This window comes from Frateuria sp., assembly GCF_013362045.1.
GTDB lineage: Bacteria > Pseudomonadota > Gammaproteobacteria > Xanthomonadales > Rhodanobacteraceae > Frateuria_A.
The window spans coordinates 1-22288 of record NZ_JABFWW010000156.1 but is presented as its reverse complement, the minus strand read 5'-3'; the positions used below and the strand labels follow the sequence as shown (position 1 = coordinate 22288).

15 protein-coding genes and 1 pseudogene are annotated in these 22288 nt (G+C 66.8%); 9 read left to right on the top strand and 7 right to left on the bottom strand.

The annotated features are described in order from the left end of the window. Positions 1–30 precede the first annotated feature (30 nt). Genes HOQ08_RS07570 through HOQ08_RS07560 form a run of 3 tightly spaced genes read right to left on the bottom strand, consistent with a single transcriptional unit; the run spans position 31 to position 3407 of the window. On the bottom strand, positions 31–660 hold the full coding sequence (locus HOQ08_RS07570) for a methyltransferase domain-containing protein (RefSeq protein WP_291192929.1): 630 nt from the start codon (positions 658–660) through the stop codon (positions 31–33). 27 nt (positions 661–687) lie between these two features. Beyond that, positions 688–1917 (bottom strand): nucleotidyltransferase family protein, encoded by a 1230-nt coding sequence (locus tag HOQ08_RS07565; protein ID WP_291192927.1) that lies wholly within the window; start codon positions 1915–1917, stop codon positions 688–690. Between the two features lie 5 nt (positions 1918–1922). Next, positions 1923–3407, bottom strand: coding sequence for a radical SAM protein (locus HOQ08_RS07560; RefSeq protein ID WP_291192931.1), 1485 nt, complete (start codon positions 3405–3407; stop codon positions 1923–1925). A gap of 246 nt (positions 3408–3653) precedes the next feature. Here HOQ08_RS07560 and HOQ08_RS07555 point away from each other — a divergent pair, with 246 nt between their 5' ends. The 9 genes from HOQ08_RS07555 to HOQ08_RS07515 all read left to right on the top strand — a co-directional run bounded on the left by HOQ08_RS07555 (position 3654) and on the right by HOQ08_RS07515 (position 18503). After that, positions 3654–4730 (top strand): serine kinase, encoded by a 1077-nt coding sequence (locus tag HOQ08_RS07555; protein ID WP_291192925.1) that lies wholly within the window; start codon positions 3654–3656, stop codon positions 4728–4730. Between the two features lie 131 nt (positions 4731–4861). Beyond that, positions 4862–5488 carry a peroxiredoxin gene (locus tag HOQ08_RS07550; RefSeq protein WP_291192923.1) on the top strand — a complete coding sequence of 209 codons (627 nt, stop codon included), beginning with the start codon at positions 4862–4864 and terminating at the stop codon, positions 5486–5488. A gap of 203 nt (positions 5489–5691) precedes the next feature. After that, positions 5692–7440, top strand: a complete 1749-nt coding sequence (locus HOQ08_RS07545) for an ABC transporter ATP-binding protein (protein WP_291192921.1) — start codon at positions 5692–5694, stop codon at positions 7438–7440. A gap of 367 nt (positions 7441–7807) precedes the next feature. Further along, entirely contained in the window at positions 7808–8875 is a 1068-nt protein-coding gene (locus HOQ08_RS07540) for a glucokinase (protein ID WP_291192919.1), read from the top strand. A gap of 222 nt (positions 8876–9097) precedes the next feature. Then, positions 9098–12307, top strand: coding sequence for a TonB-dependent receptor (locus HOQ08_RS07535; RefSeq protein ID WP_291192918.1), 3210 nt, complete (start codon positions 9098–9100; stop codon positions 12305–12307). Between the two features lie 146 nt (positions 12308–12453). Next, positions 12454–13872 carry an APC family permease gene (locus HOQ08_RS07530; RefSeq protein ID WP_291192916.1) on the top strand — a complete coding sequence of 473 codons (1419 nt, stop codon included), beginning with the start codon at positions 12454–12456 and terminating at the stop codon, positions 13870–13872. Next, entirely contained in the window at positions 13842–16541 is a 2700-nt protein-coding gene (locus HOQ08_RS07525) for a sugar-binding domain-containing protein (protein WP_291192914.1), read from the top strand. The genes HOQ08_RS07530 and HOQ08_RS07525 overlap by 31 nt, the downstream gene beginning before the upstream one ends. A gap of 40 nt (positions 16542–16581) precedes the next feature. After that, on the top strand, positions 16582–17589 hold the full coding sequence (locus HOQ08_RS07520; RefSeq protein ID WP_291192912.1) for a LacI family DNA-binding transcriptional regulator: 1008 nt from the start codon (positions 16582–16584) through the stop codon (positions 17587–17589). Between the two features lie 68 nt (positions 17590–17657). Beyond that, positions 17658–18503 carry a sulfotransferase gene (locus HOQ08_RS07515; protein ID WP_291192910.1) on the top strand — a complete coding sequence of 282 codons (846 nt, stop codon included), beginning with the start codon at positions 17658–17660 and terminating at the stop codon, positions 18501–18503. Positions 18504–18641: 138 nt separating this feature from the next. Here HOQ08_RS07515 and HOQ08_RS07510 read toward each other — a convergent pair whose 3' ends face one another. The 4 genes and pseudogenes from HOQ08_RS07510 to HOQ08_RS07495 all read right to left on the bottom strand — a co-directional run. Then, the gene (locus HOQ08_RS07510; protein WP_291192908.1) at positions 18642–19505 is read right to left on the bottom strand and encodes a MurR/RpiR family transcriptional regulator; all 864 of its coding nucleotides are present in this window, start codon (positions 19503–19505) and stop codon (positions 18642–18644) included. A gap of 13 nt (positions 19506–19518) precedes the next feature. After that, complete coding sequence (locus HOQ08_RS07505; protein WP_291192906.1) at positions 19519–20832, bottom strand: peptide MFS transporter; 1314 nt, start codon at positions 20830–20832, stop codon at positions 19519–19521. Between the two features lie 22 nt (positions 20833–20854). After that, a complete protein-coding gene (locus HOQ08_RS07500; RefSeq protein ID WP_291192904.1) occupies positions 20855–21883 on the bottom strand; it encodes a dipeptide epimerase in 1029 nt (342 codons plus the stop codon). Between the two features lie 11 nt (positions 21884–21894). Next, positions 21895–22288 (bottom strand): annotated as a pseudogene (locus tag HOQ08_RS07495) (serine hydrolase); the annotation flags it as partial.

Below are 22288 nucleotides of genomic sequence, written 5' to 3'. Positions count from 1 at the left end.
CGAACAGCCTGACCCAGTCCTTCCACATCGTCAGACCCTCCGGAACAGCAGGAACACGTAGAGCTCGAAGGCCAGCCCGAGCCCGCGGGGCGCCAGGCGCTCCAGCCGGAAATGCGGCGCCGCCGCCCGCGCCACGATCCGCGGCGCGAAACGGTGGATGCGGCTTTCGCTCGGGATGGCGTAGTGCCCGCGGCGCACGAGATTCAGCAAGTTGGCCCGCCACCAGCGGTAGCGCGCGTCGGCGAGGCAGTAGGGGTTGAGCAGGCTGGCCAGCACGAAACCGCCACGCTGGACCACGCGCGACAGTTGCTCGAACAGCGCGGCATGATCCGCGAAATGGTTGAAGACCGCGAAGTTCGCCGTGACTGCCTGCACCTCACAGGCGAGCGGCGAAGCGACTGCGACGATCGCCGAGCGGGCGATCTCGTCGCGGCAATACCGCGCCAGGCATTCGTGCATCGCCGCTGCTGGTTCGAACACGAACGTCGGGTGGCCATGGGCGGCATAGGCCTTCGCATCGATGCCGGTGCCGGCGCCGAAATCGAGCACCGCCGCGCCCGCGGGCAGCAGGTCCAGCGCCAACTGCTGGAACCTGGCCCGCACGGCCCGGTCCCGCGGCGAGGCCAGCATGAATTCGTGGTACTGCTCGCCAGTGTGCATGTCGTCGGTGCCCTGCGGGCGGATCCGCTACTCGCTCGTCGCTGGAGCGCGGGGTTCCAGCGCCGCGCGCACCACGTACATGGTGTCCATGCGCGGCACCGGCCGGATGAGCCAGGTCAGCAGGCGCCGGCGCCGGGGCGAGGTGACCCAGTTTTGCCCCTGCAGCCAGAGCTGGGTGCGCGCCATGTCGGCGCGCTCCTTCCGCGCCTCGTCCGTGGGCCGGACATGGCGTGCAAGATGGCGCGCGGCTTCGCCGAAGGAGCGCGACCACTCGATGCCGGCGAGCGCGTGCAGCCACAGCTCGGAGCACGACACGCGGGTCAAGGTTTGCCGTCGCGAGACCGCGCGCAGCAGGGGAGGGCAGTCGCGTTCGAGCCGCGCGAGCACGGTTGCGGGAATGGCATGCCGGTAGTAGCGCGCCACCAGCCGCAGCGGCGGCAACGCCCACCAGGGCGCGTCGTCGCCACGAGCGCCCCAGAGTTCATTCCAGTCGCGCTCGACCATGCGTGCGGCCAGCAGCGAGATGTCGTTGAGGTGCATCAGGCGCAGGCTGCGGCCGCAGATGTTGCCTGCCGCATGCAGCAGCAGGTGGCTCATCAGCGCGCCGGTCGACGGATAGGGATTCAGGCCCGGCGCTGGCGCGTGCGGGTAGATCCGTTCTGTGATGTCGACGGCGGCTACGGGCAGCCGTTCCTGGATGCGCGTGTGCAGTTCGATGTTCACCGGCGCGTCGCGGTGCTCGCCCAGCCCGGCATAGGGCTGTCCGCCGGCGGGCTTGAATACCCGATGTTTCCATTGCGCGAAGGAGGCCACGTAGCCGAGCCCCTGCAACAGCGCGCCTGCGGCCGCGGCGTCGGCTTCGCGCACCAGCAGGTCGATATCGGCCATCGGCCGCTCGCCCGGCGCGTAGATGCCCTCGGCGTGCAGCGCCGCGCCTTTCAGCGCGACGACGGGAAAGCCCCCGGCGCGGGCGCCGGCGTCGATGCGCACGAGCAGCTCGGTGATGCGGCGATGGCGCTGCTCGACGTGCTTGCGCTGGCCGGCAAGGAAAAGCCTCCACGCCGGGTGGTTCCAGGTCGAGTACCGGTCGAGCAGCGGCGCCGCGCCATGCGCGACGGCGGCGGCCGCGGCCAGCTCCCACTCCAGTTCGCTCCATGCGGGCGTCTCGCCGCCCGGCCGGGCCAGTGCCAGCTCGGCAGCGAGCGCTTCAGTGGTGCGGCGCAGGCCGTTCCTGACGATGGCAAGCGGCGGCAGCATGGCGATCAGCGCATTTGCAAGGCGATCTGCCGTGGCGCGGGCGGCAGTGTCGCGTCATGGTTGCGGTGCGCGTCTTCACAGGCGATCAGCGCATCCCAGCGCGCGTCGAGCGCAGCGCAGGCCGCACGGCGGCTTTCCGGCGACGTGCCTGCCTTCGTCTGCTGCAGCGCGACTTGCTCGTGCAGCAGGTCGCGCACGCTGCGGTAGAACTCCGAGTCATAGGCGCCGCGGAACATCATGGCCAGGTCGCCGCTGTCCCGCCAATGCGTCTTCCGGCCGAGCTGCGCCTTCACCAGTTCATAGAACCGCGTTCCGGGCAACGGATAGGACACGCTCACGCCGATGTCGTCCGGCGCCGCCTGCGCGACCAGGTCGCGGGTGGCCAGCAGGTCGGCCAGCTGCTCACCCAGATAGCCGAGCTGGATGAAGAAGCACGCGCGGATGCCGTGCCGGCCCAGCCGCTCCCGCGCCACGATCAGTTCGGCAACCCGGGTGCCCTTGTTCATGGCGTCGAGCACGCGCTGGCTGCCGCTCTCGGCGCCTAGCCACGCCTCGGCACAGCCGGCCTGCGCCAGCGCCTCGGCCATGCGCTCGCTGATCAGATCGGCGCGAGTCTGGATGGTGAACGGTACGGCACCGTCGGTGGCGCGCAGGTGCTCGCCGAACGCCGTCACCCAGTCGACGCGGAAGCCGAAGATGTCGTCCGCCATCCAGATGCGATCCGGCTGGAAGCTGTGTTTCAGGAAGCTCATCTCCGCCGCGACGTCTGCCGGGGTGCGCTGCATGTAGTGGTTGCCCCAGATCGGCTTGGCGCACCAGTTGCAGCGGAAAGGGCAGCCTCGCGACGCCGCCATGTTGAGGCTGAAGTAGCCGTGCCGTTCGTACCAGACGGAGCGATAGCGCTCGACGTCGATCAGGTCCCAGGCCGGGTGGCCGACCAGACGCGGATCCGGTGGCAGCGCACCGATGCGCGTCAGCTGCAGCTGGCCGTCCGTCTGCGCGGCAACGCCCGCGAGGCCGGCCACCCAATCCGGGATGGCGACGCCGGGCGCGTGCTCCAGCCGGCCGATCAATTCGGCCAGGGCCGCGATACCCTCGCCGATCAGCACCACCTCCGCACCCGCAGCGAGAAAGGCCTCCGGGTGATCGGAAGCGTCCGAGCCGGCGACGATCACGCGGGCGCCGGTGCCAAGCGCCTCGGCGATCATGCGGCAGGCCGCCTCGCGCATGCGGCCCAGGCACATCTTGGTCAGGAAGTTGAAGTTGTCCTCGTAGAGCACCACCAGATCCGGGCGCGCGTCGTGCAAGGACGCGACGAAATCCTCGGTCCCCTCGGCCAGCATCGCGTCGAACAGCGCAACCTCGTGCCCCAGCTGCCGCAGCAGGGCGGCCACCTGGATCGTGGCGAGCGGGGGATAGGGTTTGCCGCGCTCCCACTGCTTCCGGTCGTATTTCAGGTAATAGGCGTGACCGACCAGGATCTTCAGCATCACTATGGCCTCCGGGGGCCGCGGGACGGGCTGTGGTGGCGCCACGACGGGCGACGGTTGCGTTCGGGCCAGCTCTTTCCGAAGTGAGTGCTCCATCGCGGAGCTTCGGTTGCCCGCATGACGGCGAGCCGCCGCACCGCGACGCGGCGCGCGTCGTGCCAGCCGCGGCCGTGCGCGCGCAACCTTTCCTTGCCGTGGCCGCACTCATGGGGTACTTGCCACCAGCTGCGTGCGACGAGGATGGCCTTGGCGATCACCCACGGCGTTCAGGACGCGGATGCCGATCCTTTCCTTGAGCGCAGCGGTCCCACGTTCTCGGTGCGCAAGGAGATCCTGGGCGGCGACTTCCGGTTCGAGAGCGCCAGCACGGCCCTGCTGCAGGTGGTCGAGACCGCCTATGCCGGCCTGCCGCCGCATCGCCTGCCGGGGGCCGCGCCGGAGTTCCGCGTCGAGCTGCGCTTGCTGCCGCGCCGTGCCCTGCCGTCGGGCGCCGAGCCGCTGCCGGTGCGCATGCAATCCGGCGCCGGCCTGTTGTGCGGCGTGATGGACGCGTCGAACTACGTGGTGCTGGCGCCGGCGCAGCGGCAGGCTCTGGTAGTGGCTTCGGAGGACATGCTCGACCGGCCCTACCACTTGCGCTACGAACTCGTGGAATTCGCCGTGTTCGCCCTCGCGACACGTGGACTGGGCCTGATCCCGCTGCACGGCGCATGCGTGGGCCGGCAAGGATGCGGCGTGCTGCTGCTGGGCGCGAGCGGTGCGGGCAAGTCGACGCTCGCCTTGCACAGCCTGCTGGACGGTCTGGATTTTCTCGCCGAGGACGCCGTCTTCGTGCAGCCGGAAACCATGCTCGCCACCGGCGTCGCCAACTACCTGCACGTGCAGGCCGACACGCTGTGCCAAGTGGACGACCGTGCCGCCCGGCGCTGGCTCGACCGCTCGCCGCGCATACACCGGCGCAGCGGTGTGGAGAAGCTCGAGGCCAACTTGCGGCAGGGCCCCGGCCGGCTTGCGGCGATACCGCTGGATCTGGCTGGGGCGGTGTTCGTGTCTGCCGAAGCGGCCGACGATGCCGGTGCATTGCTGAGTCCGGTCCCCGCTGGCGAGGCGGCAGCCCGCCTGCGTGCAAACCAGTCATACGCGGCGGCGCAGCCGGGCTGGGATCGCTTCGAGCAGCAGTTGATCCGGCGCGGTGTCCACCAGCTGCGTCGCGGGCGCCATCCGCGCGATGCCGTCGTCGCGCTGCACGGGCTGCTCGACGGGCCGCGTGCCGATCGCGCGGCGGCAGCGGGGGTCACTTTCGCCGCCAGCGACGGGCACTGACGTCCTTGTCGATGGAAGAGGTAACTTCGGGGTCGGGTCCGACGAACCACCGGGGTGGTTCAACATCAACCTGGCAGGAACCCGGCGCGGCCATTCCCCGCCGGGTCGATGCCCACATGCGAGGGTCGCAAATGAAAACGCGTATTACGGGATCGTTGGTCGCGGCTGCGCTGCTGGCGCTGCTGGTGGCCGTGCCGGCATTTGCCGCGCTCAAGCCCGGCGCCACGGCGCCGGATTTCACCGCCGAGGCCAGTCGCGCCGGCAAGGATTTCAGCTTCTCGCTCAAGGAGGCCCTCAAGAAGGGGCCGGTAGTGGTGTACTTCTACCCGTCGGCGTACACCGGGGGCTGCGATCTGGAGGCGCATACTTTCGCCACCGAGAAGGCGAAGTTCGACGCGGCCGGCGCCACCATCATCGGAGTGTCGGCCGACAGCATCGAGCGGCTGAATACCTTCTCCTCCGATCCGAAGTACTGCGCCGGCAAGTTTCCGGTGGCTTCCGACCCCAACGGCAAGGTGGCGGCGTCCTATGACCTCAAGATGACGGCGGCGCAGGCCGGCATGAACGACGTGCGCGGGGTGGCGATCGACCATGGCTTCATCTCGCGCACCACGTTCGTGATCGCCAGCGACGGCCGGATCGTCGCCACGCTGTCGTCGGAGGCCGATCACCTGCGGCCCGACCAGCACGTGGCGCGGTCGCTGGCCATCGTGCAGGGCATGCGGGCGGGCAAGATGCCCACGATGGGCGAACACTGAACAGGTCGCCCCCCGGACTGGCGTGAGCGGCGGGCGTCCCGGGCGGATTCCGCCATGCGAAAAGGGCCGGCTGCGGACAACTTCCTGTCCGGTGGTCCGCACTCACCAGCATGCGAAATCCGGCCAGGGAGCAGCGTCGCACCGAATCGTCGGGTAGCGCCTCCGGAACCGCGGCTGCCGACAGGCCGCGCGATCCGGCGGCGATGCCCGACGAACCTTCGATGATGCATGTCCGCTCGATGGACCTGTTGCGCGCGCTGCTGCACACGCTCGCGCGCAAGGACCTGGTGGAAACCGCCGTGTATGTCGCGCTGTCGCTGGGCGCGGCCGTCGCCGGCAGCGTGGCGGCGCTGCTGCTGGTGCCGCTGGTGCAGCCCGGCCACGCCTTGCCCTTCGGCGGCGGTTTGCTCGATGCGCGCCGTGGCGTCGGCGCGCAAGCGGCAATCTTCGCGGCGGCCAGCGGCGCGTTTGCGCTGCTGCGCTGGCAGGCGGCATGGCTGGGTGCGCGGCTGGTCGGCCGCTACGGCATGAATCTGCGCCGCAAGGTGCATGCGCGGCTGATCGACGCGCCGCTGGCGGCGCTGGCCGATGCGACGTCCGCGGAAATTGCCAACGTGCTCACCCACAACGTCGAGGTCCTCGTGCAGGGCTTCAGCGCCCTGCAGCAGTTGCTGGTGGTCGCCATCACCGCGGCGGTCAGCCTGGGTTTCGCGCTCTGGATCTCGCCTCCGCTGCTGCTGGCCGCGCCGGTGCTGGTCGGCCTCGGGCTGGCCGCCTCGCGCACCTACGGTCGCGAGCAGGCGCTGGTCGCGCGTCGTTACGTCGCCGACATGACGCAGTTGTTCTGGCACAGCGAGGATTTTCCGCGACGCCTGCGCCACGTGCGCTCGTTCGAACGCGAAGCTGCGGAGAAGGCGAGCTGCAGCGCGATTGCGGCCCGGCTCGGCCATGGCTATCGCCGCCAACTGGAACTGGTGGCCTCCGGGAGGCTGGTGCTCGAACTGCTGGCTACGCTCGGCATCACCTCGCTGTTTCTGCTCGCCGATCGCTGGCGCGGCATGGATCGGGCCTCGCTCATCGCCGTGTGCCTGCTGCTGGGGCGCCTGCTGCCATACCTGGTGGCGACGCGGCAGAGCTTCCAGCAGCTGCGTTCGACTGCCCCGGCCTTCGAGCTGTGGCATCGCTACATGCGCCTGGACGCGGATCGACCGCCTGCGCCAGCGGCTTTCCATCGGCCGATGGCAGGTGAGGGGATCTTGCGCATCGAGCGGATGCGCGTAACGCCGCCGCTGGCAGGTCTCGAGGTCGGTGAATTGGTGCTGGCGCCGGGCGAGCTCACGCTGATTTCCGGCGATTCCGGGATCGGCAAGAGCAGCCTGGTCGACGTGCTGGCCGGCATGGCGACGCCCGAGGTCTTCGCGGCGCGCCTCGATGGCCGGTCCATCGGTTTCGACGACTATCGCGAGCTGGTGCGCCATGGCGCCTACGTCAGCCAGAACGTGCGGCCATGGCAGCGTTCGGTGCGCGAGTGCCTGCGCTGGGCGACGCCCGACGCCGCTGATGCGCTGCTGCGCAGCGCGCTGGCTGACGTCGGCCTCGACCGGCGGTTGGCCGGCTCGCCACGAGGGCTCGACACCGCTCTGCACGACGCGTCCAGCCGCTTGTCCGGCGGCGAACTGCAGCGTCTGCTGCTGGCCCAGGTGATCCTGCGGCAACCACGCTTGGCCGTGCTGGACGAGGCCACCAGTGCGCTTGATGCCGCCGCGGAGCTGGCCGTCCTCGCCGCGCTGAAGCGTCGCCTGCCGCGAACCGCCCTGATCGTCGTGTCGCACCGGTCCGGCGTGGCGGCGCTGGCAGACCAATGCCTCGTGATCGAGAGCGGCTCACCCGCGGCGGTGGCCGGAAACCTTGCTCTGCGATGCATAGCGCAGCGGCAGGGTTGCAGCGCCTGAGCCAAGCGGGTGTGGCGGGCCTACTCCGAGGGAGTCCAAAGCCCTGACCGGCCGTCCACGGAAACGAGGGAGGAAGCCTGAGGGTCCCAATGCCGCGGAGGTGCTTTTGCGACATCCGTTCCTGATCGAAAAGCAGGCGCTGCGCAGAGCGGCCAGCCCAACCTGCGCCAGTCAATCCGTGGCAAACCTTCGCGAATGATGCATTGCAATGTAATTATCGATATTACGATCGAAAATTTACGCTATAAATAAATTATATCAATAGCTTATATTAAATTGTTCTCTAGAAATCTATACGCTGCTTTGCAAGTTGACACCGGTGACATTGACTCGCAATCTGGTGCCCGTTCCGGTGCGGGAAGTCACGATGAGCGAGGCACTCGGCCATCTGGATCATCCAGCGAGCATCCCGACGATGCCGTTTCTGGCGGCGGACATCGGCGGGACGTATGCCCGCGTCGCGTTGATGCAGCTCCAGCAGGACGCAGGCCACGAGGTTCAGGTGCTTGCCTATCGCACGCTCGCGTGTGCGGACTTCCCGGGGCTGGCGGAACTGTTGCAAACCTTCCTCGTCCACGACGCGCAGACCGCAGTGCGGCACTGTGTACTCGCCTGCGCCGGCCACGTCATCGGCGAGGAGGTCTTGAACGACAACTCTGCCTGGCCGATTGACCTGTCCCGGTTGCGCCAGGCGATGGCCCTGGACGACCTCGCCGTCCTCAACGACTTCGAGGCGCTGGCCTACGCCCTCGAGGATCATTCCACCTGCGGCTGTGCCCGCCTGCTGTGCGGACCGGACATACGGGCCGATGGCCCGACGCTGGTGATCGGACCGGGAACCGGACTCGGTGCTGCGGTGCGTTTGCCGGACCCTGCAGGCAGCCGTGTTCTGGCGACGGAAGCCGGCCAGATGGATTTCGCGCCGAACACGATCCGCGAACGCGAGGTCCTTGCGCACCTGGCACCGAAGGGTGGCTACATGGCCTATGAGCGCATCGTGTCAGGCTCGGGCCTGCTGACTTTGTATCTGGCCCTGTGCGCGATGCGAGGGGCGACGCCAAGGCTTGCAACGCCCGAGGCGGTCACCGCAGCGGCAGCGGCGTGCATTGACGCGCAGGCGGCGGAGGCCGTGGACATCTTTTGCGCGGCGCTGGGAAGTTTCGCCGGAAGCCTTGCGATGGCCTTCATGCCCATGGGCGGCGTGTATCTGGCGGGTGGCTTCCTGTATTCCATGTTCGCGTTGCTCGAGCGCAGCGCCTTCGAAGAGCGATTCCTGCACGCACGCAGCGTACGTGCACTCCTGTCGCGGATCCCGGTGCGGGTCACGGAACACGGGCGCAAGGGCGTGCTGGGGGCAGCCAGGTGGTACCTCAGGCGTGGCGCGCCTTGGAGAAACGAAACCGGGCATGTCCTGGTGAACGGGTTGACCGGATGAACGCATCTTCGCAATCGCACCCGGGCGGACCGCCGACGCGGGCAAAGCGGAAGACAGGGAGACGGTACGCGGATTAGGCAGCCTGCAAGGACGCGTAGGCGCCACGGCCAGACGCACCGGGGTCGGCATTGCAGCGACACGCCACGCAACAGGCGACCCCAATGCATGTTGAAGCATCGCGGAGCACACAGCTCGGCAGACATCAACCAAGAGGCGAAGCTCATGTCCACCGTACATCGCAAGCATCCCTTGTCATTGGCCATATCGATGTCGTTGCTTGCCGTCGTGACGACGTCGGCTATGGCGTCGCCGAGTACAGGCGCCGCCCATGCGAACACCCTGGAGTCGCAAGCCGCCGCTCCGCAAGATGCATCGGCGACACCGTCGCCCGATGCGAAGAAGGCAAGAGCCAGTACCCAAACGGACAAGGAGGCCAAGAACGCGCTCACCCTGTCGACCGTCAACGTTGTCGGCGTACGCGCCTCGCAGATGCGCGCGATCGAACTGAAACGCCTGGCGCCGAACATCCAGGACAGCATCACGGCGGAGAGCATCGGCCAGTTGCCCGACGTGACCATCACGGATGCGTTGCAGCGCGTCACCGGAGTGCAGATCAACCGCGACGCTGGCGTGGGCACCACGGTGGACGTGCGCGGCCTGCCCGAAGTCGGCACCATGCTGAACGGCGAAGCCTTCATCACGCCGGATCAGATCGATTCGCAGCGGCCCGACTTCACCATGCTACCGGCCACGCTGTTCCATGGCGTGGACGTCATCAAGTCGCCCACCGCAAGCACGACCGACGGCGGCATCAGCGGCTCGCTCGACCTGCACACCTATCGCCCTTGGGATCTGCCGAGCGGATTCACCTACAGCTACTCCGCCAACGGGGAACGTGGCCGGACCAGCAGGAAATGGGGTCCGGAGGCGAACGGGCTGATCTCGTACACCGCCGGCGGCCGCTGGGGTTTGCTTGTATCCGCCGATTACTCCGATACCACGCGAACCAACTCGAACGAGGGCCTGGACCAGTATGGCGTCGTCCTCAACGGCGAAAACACGGCCAGCGCGGGCGGCTACAACGGCTTCCTGACGCCATGGAATGGTGCGCCGATTCCTTCCCAGATCGTGCAGAACCCCGACGGCAGCGTGGACGTCAACGGCGATGGCAAATCCACTGGCGTGTTCATGGGTAGCCAGGACATCAGCCTGTACGACATTACCACCCAGCGTAAGCGCAAGTCCGGCAATGCCTCGTTCCAGATGGATCTGGGCAGCGGGTTCACCTTCACCAGCGATTATTTCTACGCCCACCAGAACCAGTTCGACCGCAACGTCGGCATCCAATTCAATTCCACCAACTGGCAGGGTGCCACCTACGTGCCGTTGCGTTCGCGCGACACCGGCAGCCCCATCGCCGGCTCGTACGGCACGCCGGAGCCGGGCTGGGACGGCATGCATCTATATACCACCCAGGTCTACGAAAAGTGGCCGGGCGACGTGGAGTCGTTCTCGCAGATCACGAGGAGGGACTCCACCGCCAAGAACTTCAACATGCAGGTGGATTTCGACAATGGCGGTCCGTTTACCGGAAGCGTGCGCGGCATCCGCGACACGGCGCGCCAGTCGAACGTCGAGACCGACATCAACATTTCCGACTCCGATGGCGGCCTGTGGCCCAATGTACTGATGCCCGGCGTTCCCGACGACGCCGTACCTCCCGGCACTTTCATCTATCCCGACCAATTGGGCGGAAACCGCGTGTTCAACGCCAACGGCGTTCCTCAGAACACGGTTCCGATCATTGCGAACCTGGGCGGCCGCTACCTCACGGTCAGCATGCCCGCGTCGCTCGCCAGCCAATTCGCCAATCCCGGCGGCTGGACGATGAAGACGCTTGAATCCTCCGGCGACTACGACCGCAAGGTCGGGCTCAACGCGCTTCGCTTCGACGGGCACTACGACTTCGGGGACGGCATCCGACTCGATTTCGGCGCACGCAACAGCATCCGCCATGCGGACAACGTCGGCTTCACGCTGGTCACTCCCGTGTACGCCGGCATGGGCGCCAGCGACCCGAACGGGTGCCTGGTGCGTTACGTGGGCGCCGACGTGGTGCTGAACAGCGGCTCGTGTACCGCGGGCAATTCGCTGGGCTACTTCCGCGCGGGTCCATTGTCGGCACTGCAGCTGGCGAACACGCCACCGCCGCTGGCCAGCAATTGGAATCAGTATGCCAACCTGCTAGGATCGGGGATCACCTTCTGGGCGATCGATCCCCATGCTATGGACAACCCGGAGGCATACTGGAAGTCGCTCTATCCCGATACCGTCAGGCAGGGAGAGCCAGGAACCACATGGGCCGTTGGCATGAAGGAAACCTCGGCCTACCTGCAGGCCGACTTCGACGGCAGCTTCGGGAGCATGCCCTACAGCGGCAACGTCGGCATGCGCGTGATCCGCACCAACCTGGGTGTCACCCAGCGACTGACGGGTGCGCCGGGCGCCTACGGCACGGAGCCTGCGGACGCCGGTGCCCAAGTCACTCGCCGCAGCTACAAGGACTATTTGCCCTCGGCGAACTTCGCTCTGGACCTCACCGACAACCTGAAGCTTCGCCTTGCCTACTCGAAGAACATGATGCCGCTCGACCTCAGCACCTGGGGAGGCGGCCTGCAGCTGAACTACTCGCTGGTGGAGACCCCGCAGGGCCCGCTGTTTCGCGTTTCGCAGGGTAGCTCGACCGGCAATCCGAACCTCAACCCGTGGCGTTCAACGAATTACGGCGCTTCGCTGGAGTACTACATCAACCCCACCAGCATGGTCAGCCTGGCGCTGTTCCGGATCAACGTGCAGAGCTTCATCAAGAGCGGCAGCGTCACCGACTGCACGCTGCCGGACGAGGACGGCGTCGTCCGCAACCATTGCATCACCATCACCGAACCGGTGCAGGGCACTGGCAACAGCATCCACGGGGCGGAATTTGACTACCGCCAGGGATTCACGTTCCTGCCAGGCATCCTGTCCAAGACCGGCATGGAACTCAACGCCACCTACGCCCCGAGCAATTCCGGCGAAACCGACCTCGCTGGGCACAGGATCCCGTTCCAGGACAATTCGACCCGATCCGGAAACCTCATTCTTTGGTTCCAGAACGACCGATTCCAGGCTCGCATCGCGTACAACTATCGTTCCCGGCGCGCGGTATCGGAGGACGTGGGCGGCATCACGGGCATGGAGATGTACGAGGCGCCGCAGAAGTACCTCGACGCCTCGTTCTCGTACAAGATCGACAAGTACGCCGAGCTGTTCGTAGACGGCACCAACCTCACCAACGAATACCAGCGGTACTACCTGGTGTGGCCCGACCAGCCGGCGCACTCGAATTTCTCAGAGCGCATGTTCATGGTCGGCATCCGCGGCCAGTGGTGACGGGGGAGGGAGCTTCGGAGCCTGGCGCGTGCGACAACCGCGCCAGGCTCGCCGGCACCGGCGGCCGCCTTCACGACCATCCATGCGAACCATCACGCCCAGAAGGAACTCCACCATGCGCCACGACCGTACCTGACAGGGCTGACATGGACTCCCACACCGCACGGCCCTCCCGCGACGGCAACTTCCATCGCTCCATCGGCCTGTTTTCGGGAACAGCGATAAACATGACCCAGATGTGCGGCATCGGGCCGTTCATCACCATTCCGCTCATGGTCGCGGTCATGGGCGGGCCGCAGGCGGTCGTCGGCTGGATCGCCGGCGCCATCCTCGCGGTGGCCGACGGCATGGTCTGGGCGGAACTGGGCGCCGCCATGCCCGGTTCCGGCGGCACCTACGTCTACCTGCGCGAAGCCTTCCAGTACCGCACCGGCAAGCTGATGCCGTTCCTGTTCATCTGGACGGTGCTGCTGACGATCCCCTTGCTGATGTCGACCGGCATCATCGGCATGGTCGAGTACCTGGAATTCTTCTTTCCTCACCTGCGCTGGTGGGCGGTGCGTCTTATCAGCCTGGCGGCGACGGGCCTGGTCACCTGGCTGCTGTACCGGCGGATCGAATCGATCCGCGCGATCACCATTGCACTGTGGGTGATCATGCTGCTTTCCGTTGTCGGCGTGTCGGCGGCGGGCCTCTCCGACTTCCATTCGAGCTATGCCTTCACCTATCCGGCCGGCGCGTTTGGCGGACATTTCTTCGTAGGCCTAGGCGCCGGCCTCATCCTCGGCATCTACGATTACCTGGGCTATTTCACGACCGCCTACATGGGCGACGAGCTGCGCGATCCGGGCCGAACCATGCCCGGTTCCATCATCACCTCGGTGATTGCGATGATGTTCGTCTACCTCATCCTCAACATCAGCGTGCTCGGTGTAGCGCCGTGGCAGGAGATCGCCCGGTCCAAATCGGTGGCTTCGATGGTGGTTGAGCACAGCTGGGGACATGCTGCCGCCTCGATCATGACTATCCTCATCATCGTCACGGCGTTCGCCTCGGTGTTCGCCGGCCTGCTGGGCGGATCACGCGTGCCATTCCAGGCAGCGCGCGAGAAGGTGTTTCTGTCGGTGTTCGGCAAGCTGCACGCCAGACATGGTTTTCCGCACGTGGCCCTGCTCACGATGGGGGCGGTGACGGCCATCGGCACATTCTTCGACCTTACCGAAGTCATCAACATGCTGTTGGCCGCGACCATCATCGTGCAGTCCATCGCACAGATCGCCGCGTTGGCGGTGCTGCGCAAGCGCCAGCCGATGCTCTACCGGCCATATAGACAGTGGCTGTACCCGGTGCCGTGCGCGGTGGCGCTGCTGGGATGGATCTACGTCTACGTATCGGCGTCAACGCTGTCGTTGATTCTGTCCGGAGCCTGGATAGTCGCCGGTCTCGTGGTGTTCGCGATCTGGGCCAGGATCAATCGGTCCTGGCCGTTCGCCCCCGTCGAAGTCCGCGAAGCCTATCTTGGGAACGACGCGTCATGCGAAGCCTGGCCAAACCGCTGTTCCTGACCCTGCTGGCGCTGGCGGCATCGATGGCAGTGCCGCCTGTCCGTGCCGAAATTGCCTTTGCACCCACGCGGGTAGGCGGCGCCGGCTCGACGACCGCCGTAGCCCATTGGCAGATCCAGTCCAGCGACAAGGCACAGCAAGGTGGTGCCGAGATCTCCGCCGCCAGCTTTCCTACCCGCGACTGGTATTCGGTGAGCGGCCGCGCCACGGTGATGGCGGGTCTGCTGGAGAACGGTTTGTACAAGGACGTGTTCTACAGCGATAACCTGCGCACCGTGCAGGTGCCCGACGGCAGCGGCAGCCTGTTCGTGAACCCCTGGTGGTATCGCACCGAATTCACCCTTGCCAAAGGGATGCCCGGGCTGCGCACCTTGCTGCGCACCAACGGCATGATCACGAGCGCCGACGTGTGGGTGAACGGGCACCTGGTGGCCGACCACGCTGGCGTTGCCGGCGCCTATCCCGTGCACGAGTTCGACGTGACGGGCTGGGTACACGCGGGCACCAACGTCCTCGCGTTGCAAGTACATCCGGCCGATCCGAGAAGGAGCCTGTCGATCGGCTGGGTTGACTGGAACCCGACACCGCCGGACAACAACATGGGTCCGTGGCGGGGCGTGGACATCGTACGGATGGGGCCGGTCCAGCTGCGCTTTCCTCGGGTGACGCCGACGCTGTCGCTGCCCGATCTCGCGCGCGCCGCGCTGACCGTGAAAGTGGAGGCGCGCAACCTCGACACGGTAGCGCACGATGCGACGATCACGGGCGAGGTAGCCGGCGTTTCGCTACGGAAAACCATCCATCTCGCTCCCGGCCAGACGCAGACGGTGTCGTTTACGCCGGAGACCGATCCGAGTCTGGACCTCGCCCATCCGAAGATCTGGTGGCCAACCGGCATGGGGGCGCATCCGCTGTACTCGCTGCGAATGACCGCCATCGTCGATGGCGCCTCCTCCGACCGGGCCAGCGTCAGATTTGGTATACGCAGCGTCAGTTCCCGGCTGACCCGACAGGGCTATCGCCAGTTCTTGGTCAACGGCGTGCCGGTCCTGATCCGCGGCGCGGGCTGGGCACCGGACATGTTCCTGCGCGGCGATCCCCAACGCATGGAGGCCGAGTTCAGCTACATCCGCAACCTGGGACTCAACGCGATCCGCAGTGAAGGCAAGCTGGAGGATGCGCGCTTCTACGACCTCGCCGACCGCGACGGCATCATGGTCCTGGCCGGTTGGGAATGCTGCGACAAATGGGAGTCGGCCGCGAAGACGGGCGGGGCACCGTGGAACACCGCGGACGAGCAGGTGGCCCGGGCCTCCATGGCGAGCGAAGCGCGCCTGCTGCGCAACCACCCGTCCGTGATCGGCTTCCTGATCGGCAGCGACAATGCGCCGCCCGCGGCCCTCGCCAGGATGTACGTCGACACCCTGCGTGCCGAGGACTGGACAACGCCGATCATCGCAGCGGCAGCCGACCAGGCCACGGCCGAGACCGGGCCGTCCGGCATGAAGATGGCGGGGCCCTACGCATGGGTTCCGCCCGCGTACTGGTACGCAGACAAGCTGGGCGGCGCGTTCGGCTTCGACTCCGAAGTCAGCGCGGGTGCCGATATCCCACGGTTGGAAGACCTCGACCGCATGCTTTCGCCGCAGGAGCTGGAGGCGTTGTGGAAGTACCCGCAGGTACGCCAGTACCACGCCTCCGCGGACTGGTCGCCCTTCGCGGGCATCGCACCGTTCGACACGGCCCTGGCCCGGCGCTATGGCGCACCCAGCAGCCTTGCCGACTACGTCGCCAAGGCCCAGCTGGAAAACTACGACAACGTCCGCGCACAGTTCGAGGCATTCAACGCGCACATGGGCGCGGCCAGGCCGTCGACCGGCGTGATCTACTGGATGCTCAACAACGCCTGGCCTTCGCTGCACTGGCACCTGTACGACTACTACCTGAACCCCGCCGGCGCCTACTTCGGTGCCAAGAAGGCCAACGAGCCGGTACACATCCAGTATTCGTACGACACGCACGCGATCGTGCTGGTCAACCACACCCTCACCGACGAGCATGGCCTGCAGGCGACCATCCGCATGCGCAACCTGGACGGCAGCGTGCGTCACGAGCAGCACCTGCAGGGTATCGATCTCACCGGCAACAGTACCCGGCAACTGGCGACGCTGCCGGCAGCGGCCAACCTGTCTCGCACCTACTTCGTCGAGCTCGAACTCGCTTCCTCCGACGGTAAGCCGGTCAGCCGCAACGTATACTGGCTTTCGACCCAGACCGACGAGCTCGACTGGGCGCATTCGAATTGGTACCTCACGCCGGTGGCACAACATGCGGACCTCACCGCATTGCAGTCCCTGCCGGCCGCGACGAGCGGGATCCGGGCCACGATTCAGCATGCAGGGCCTGAGAACGTGGTAGCCGTCACTCTGACGGTACCTGCATCGTCCCGTACCGTGGCGCTGTTCCAGCATGTTTCGATCAGGCGATCCGCGGGCGGCGAGCTCGCGCTTCCGATTCTGTGGAACGTCAATGACGTCACGCTGTGGCCTGGCCAATCGCTCACCCTGACCGCACGCTATGCAGGGCAGAAGGGAGCGGCGCCAGTCGTCGAAGTGAGTGGCTGGAACCTTCCGCTTCGGAGCTGCCCGGTCGTGGCCGGAAACCGATAAACGCACCCAGGGACATGAACTTGAACCAGGCCGGATTTTCATGGCGCGCGTGACCATCAGCGACGTCGCCCGCACGGTGGGCACGTCGAAAAAGACCATTTCGCGGGTGCTCAACAACGATCCGAACGTGAGCGAGTCCATGCGCCAGCGCGTCGCGGCCGCCGTCGCGGCGCTCAACTACCGGCCGCTCACCTCGGCCCGCAGCCTGGCAGCCAACCGCTCATTCATGATCGGCCTGCTGTACGACAACCGTTCGCCCAGCTACATCATGGAAGTGCAGGCCGGCGTGCTGGAGGCGTGCGAGGCGCAGCACTACAGCATGATGGTGCAGCCGCTGGTCTCGATGGCGCCGGACTTCGTCGAGCGGGTCGAAGACATCCTCTCGCGGCACAGGCCCGACGGGCTGATCCTCACGCCGCCGATCACCGATCACCCCCAGTTGCTCGATTGCCTGCGCAGGCAGGGCGTGCCGTTCGCCTCGATCGCGCCGCGCCAACCCGAGGCATGCATCGGCGTGATGCTGCGCGAGCGCGAAGCCGCCGCGGCGATGGTGGAACACCTGGTGTCGCTGGGCCATCGCCGCATCGCCCACATCCTCGGCGACCCCGAACACGGGGCCGGCATCTGGCGCCTGGCGGGCTACCGCGACGGCCTCGCGCGCGCAGGACTGATGGAAGATCCTGCCTACATGGTCCAGGGCCGGTTCTCCTTCGAATCGGGCGTGGCGGCCATGCGGCGGTTGCTGGCGCTGCCGCTTCGGCCGACCGCCATCTTCGCGGCCGACGACGACATGGCGGTCGGTGCGATCTGGGCGGCTGCGGAAGCGGGGGTATCCATCCCCGGCGAGATTTCGATTTGCGGATTCGACGACACCACGATCGCGACACAGGTATGGCCGCCGCTGACCACCGTTCGTCAGCCCGTGCGCGAAATGGGCCAACGCGCCACCCAGGAACTGCTGGTTCGCGTGTTGAACAAAGGGGAGGCCAGGATGGTCGAGGTCGACTACGAAATGCGCATCCGCGCCTCGACAGCGCCCCCGCCATAGCCCGATCGCATACCATCCGGCAGACCCGACCGGGCCATCCACATCGTCGATCCAGAGGAGAGTGCCGCATGCCTGCCGCCCACGACGTCGCGAAGCCGGCCCGGAAGTTCCACTTCATTTCCGGACTGCCCCGCTCGGGCAGTACGCTCTTGGCCGCCATCCTCAACCAGAACCCGCGCTTCCGCGCGGGCATGACCAGCCCGCTCGCCGACATCATGGGCGTGGTGATCGCGGAGGCGAGCAGCAAGAACGATTTTTCATTCGACGTCTCCGATGGACAGCGCGTCGCCATGCTGCGCGGCCTGGTCGAGAACTTCTATGCGGAGCAGGCGGGCGCTGACGTCGTGTTCGACACCAGCCGGCTGTGGTGCAGCCGGATGCAACTGCTCGAAACACTGTTTCCGGAAGCGAAGGTCATCGCGTGCGTGCGCCAGCTATCCTGGGTGCTGGACAGCATGGAACGACTGGTGCGCAGGCATCCTGTGGGCGTGAGCAAGGTGTTCCGGTTCGACACCAATACCACGGTGTACTCGCGCATCGAGGCGTTGACCGATCCGAGGGGCATGGTGGGATTCGCCTTCCAGGCCACCAAGGATGCCTTCTACGGCCAATACGCTCCGGGCCACCTGTTGGTGCTTACCTACGAAAGCCTGGTGTGCAATCCATCGGCAGTCATGCGCGCGGTCTACCAGTTCATTGGCGAACCCTGGTTCGAACACGATTTCGACCATGTCGCCTACAACGCGGACGAGTTCGATGCCCGCGTCGGCATGCCCGGCCTGCATACCGTACGTCCGAAGCTGCAACCGATCGAGCGCACTTCCATCCTGCCGCGCGAAATCTTCGCCCGCTTCGCGAACGAGTCGTTCTGGATGGATCCGAAAAACAACGTCAGCCAAGTACTCGTTGTCTAGTCGGGCATTGAATTGCCAGGCTAAAACAACGATGTTTCCGGCACAGTGGTGGTCGCTGATGGCGATTGTTGCAATGACGGGAGAGACCAACCATGGCGACGGTTCTCGTGTACGAGTTTACGTCCATCACGTTGGCTCTCAGCGACGCGGCGTCTTCCGCGCCTTGCCGCGCGGCGGATCGAGGTAGCACGCCAGCTGCTGGCGCAGGTCGTTGATCTCGCTGAGGCGTTCCATCACGCCGTCGCTTTCGTCGGTGACCGCGGCCACGATGAGGCTGAACAGGCTCGACATCGCGCAGTAGCTGTGCCACACCTCGCTGGCGGGAATCAGCAGGGCATGCGGCGTGAGCTCGCGCGCCCAGTAGCATTCGATGTCGGCGATCAGCACCAGCGGAATGCCGCGGGCCGCCACGTGTTCGGCGACGTCGCGGAACTGTTTGAAGTACCGGCGCTGGTCGATCAGCACCACGCAGCTTTGCCTGGTCGAATCGAGCAGCATGTCGACGCAGGCGTTGTCGGCGCCGTCGTGGAAGGCCACGCGCGGACGAACCTGCTGCAACAGGTTCGCAAGGCCCAGACCCAGAAAGCTGCTGTGCTGGAAGCTCGCCACCGAGACCCGGTCGGCCGAGACCAATTGTCGGATCACCGCCTTCCATTCCTTCGTGCGGGCGACCTCGTGGACGCCGGCGAGGGCGCGGGTCTCCGCCAGCAGGTGCATGGCGATCGCGTCGCCGTCCTGCGACAGTTCCGGCGGCTTATAGAAATGACGCCAGGTACCGTCGCCACGGAACTCTTCCTTCAGCTCGCCCAGGCCCTCGTAGCCGAGCGTGCGCAGGAAGCGCCCCACCGTCATCGGGCTCACGGCAACGCGCTTGCTCAGCGAGGCGGCCGTTTCGAACGGCAGGTCGCGGATGTTGTGCATCAGGTAGGTGGCGATCTTGCGCTCGGAGGCGGTGAAGCCGTCCCAGTGATCCTTGAGCTTCTGCTTCAAGTCCTTGGTCATCGCGAAGATCCGGTCATGAAAGCATGGCGCCCAGGCCGGGATTATCACGTTTTTCGGCGCGCCCGACGCGCACGCCCACCGTCAGCAGCAAGGCCGCGGCACCGCCGGCGATGCCGCCGGTCAGCAGGAAGAAGCCTCCGTGAGGCAACAGGCTCCACAGCGTGCCGAGCGCACCGGCGAGCAGGTTGCCGAAGAAGCCTGCGAAGAACCAGAGCGCGATACAAGTGGCGCCAAACCCTTCCGGTGCCAGGCGGCCGAAAAGGCCCAGGCCCACGGGCAGGATGTACAGCTCGCCCAGCGTCATCAGCACGAACCAGCCCACCAGCCAGAGCCAGTGGGCGCGCGCGCCGTGCGCTTCGCTCCATGCCGCCACCGCAGCCAGCAGCATGTATGACGCTCCGACCACGGCGGCGCCGAAGGCCATCTTGTGCAGCGAGGGCGTGTCGATTCCACGCCTGGACAAACGCGCCCAGCGCGCCACCAGCAAGGGCGTGGCGATGAACACCATCAGCGGATCCAGCGCCTGGAACCAGGCCATCGGGATGCTCCAGCCGCCCGTTACCTGGCGGTCCACGCCCGCCTCCGCCCACAGGGCGATGGTGTTGCCGACCTGCTCGTAGGCGCCGCGGAACAGCACCACGATGGCCGCGACGATGCCGAGCAAGGCGAGGCGGCGCCAGGCGGTGCGATCCAGCGGCGCACGCGTGGTTCGCGTCGCAGTGGTGCGTTCGGGCTCCGGCGGCAGATGGCGGCTGCCGGCCAGGTAGATCAGCAGCGACGCCAGCATGCCGATGCCGGCGACGGTAAAGCCCCAGTGCCAGCCGTAGGCTTCGCCCAGGAAGCCGCAGATCAGCGGAGCCAGGAAGGCGCCCAGGTTCACGCCCACGTAGTAGATGTTGTAGGCGCTCTTGCTGCGCGGATCGCCCTCGCGGTACAGGCCCTTGATCTGGCTGGCCAGGCTGGGCAGGAACAGGCCGTTGCCCAGCGCGATGATGGCCAGCGCCGGATAGAACAGCGCGGGCGACGCCATCATGAAATGGCCCAGCGCCATCGTGCTGGCGCCGATCAGCACGGCCCGGCGCTTGCCCAGCCAGCGGTCCGCAACCATGCCGCCGAACACCGGCGTGAAGTAGACGAAGGCCGCATAGGCGCCGTAGACCAGCGACGCGTACGCCTGGGCGAAGTCCAACTGCATGGTCATGTAATAGACCAGCAGGGCGCGCATGCCGAAGAAGGAGAACATCTCCCACATCTCGGTCAGGAACAGCACGCTCAGGCCGAGGGGGTGGCCGAGGAACCGGCGCTCGCGCACGGGGGCAGGGGTCATGTGCGCCGATCCTTCCGAAGACTCAGGCGGGCAGGGCGCACGGGCCACCCCAGATCCCGTCGGGGCACCAGATGTGCCCGTCGCGGTAGCTTACCCTGGGCTCGCGGTCGGCACGGATGAACATCGGCCCGTCCAGGTCGACCACCGAGCACAGCGAGCCGAGCACGAAGGCCGGCCCCATCGACAACGACGAGCCGCCCATGTTGCCCACCATCAGGCGGAAGCCGCGTCGGTTCGCCTCGCGCGCCAGCGCCAGTCCCGCGGTCAGGCCGCCGCACTTGTCCAGCTTGATGTTGATCACCTGCACACGGCCGTCGAGGCCGGGCAGGTCGGCCTGGTCCTGCGCACTTTCGTCGGCGGCCAACGGGACCGGGTAGTGCAGGCCGTCGAGCCATGCTTCGCGGCCGACCGGAAAGGGCTGCTCGACCACGGCCACGCCGTTCTCCACGAAGGTCGGCAGCATGTGCGCCAGCGACTCGCGGGTGAGCCCCTGGTTGGCGTCCACCATCAGCCAGGCGCCGGGGCAGGCCGCTCGCACGGCGCGCACGCGTGCGGCATTGAGATGGTCGTCGGTCAGCTTGAGCTTGAGCGCGCGCGCGCCGGTGGCGGCATAGGCGCGAGCCGCCTCGCCCACTTCATCGGGGTCGTCGGCACTCAGCGTATAGGTGGTCAGCAGCGACTCGGGCCGGGACCGGCCCGTGAGCTGCCAGACGGAGGTGCGCGCGCGCTTGGCCTCCAGGTCCCATAGCGCGCAGTCCAGCGCATTGCGCGCGCCGCCGGCCGGCAGCAGTTCCAGCAGCTGCTCGCGCGTGATGCCGCGCTCGATGCGCCCGCGCAGGCGCTCGACCTGCTGCAGCATCGCGGCCGGCGTGTCGTCGCGGTAGTACACGCCCAGGCCTTCGCCGCGCCCGGTGAACTGCCCATCATGCAGGCTCACCACCAGCGCGTCGCACGCGGTGAAGGTGTAGCCGGTGATGTGGAACGGCTGCTTGAGTGGCAGTTTTTCGATGTGTGCGCTCAGCTCGAGCGCCAGTCGGGAGTTGCGGGTCATGTGGGTACCGGTCAGAACTGCGTGTTGAAGCTGACCAGCCCGAACACCAGGATGAACCAGCCAAGATAGAACGCGGCAAGCGCGAGCAGGGTCTCGCCGAGGCGCACGCGCAGGCTGCGCACGGGACGCCGCCAGCCGTTCATCGCATGCAGGGCGATGGCCAGCACGCCGAGCAGCGCGACCAGGCCGAGCACGTACAGCAAAGTCATCCACGGCGCGGCCGTGCCTTGCAGCAACAGGGAAGGATGGGCGCCGATGGCGCCCGCCAGCGCGAACCAGCCGACCAGGTCGAGCAGCAGCGCCAGCGCGCCCAGCCGTCCGAACAGGCGCGTGCGGCGCAGATCCGGCGGCAGTTCCAGCGTGGCCCGGTAATGACGGCGCAACCAGCGGCCCAGTGCCCAGGCG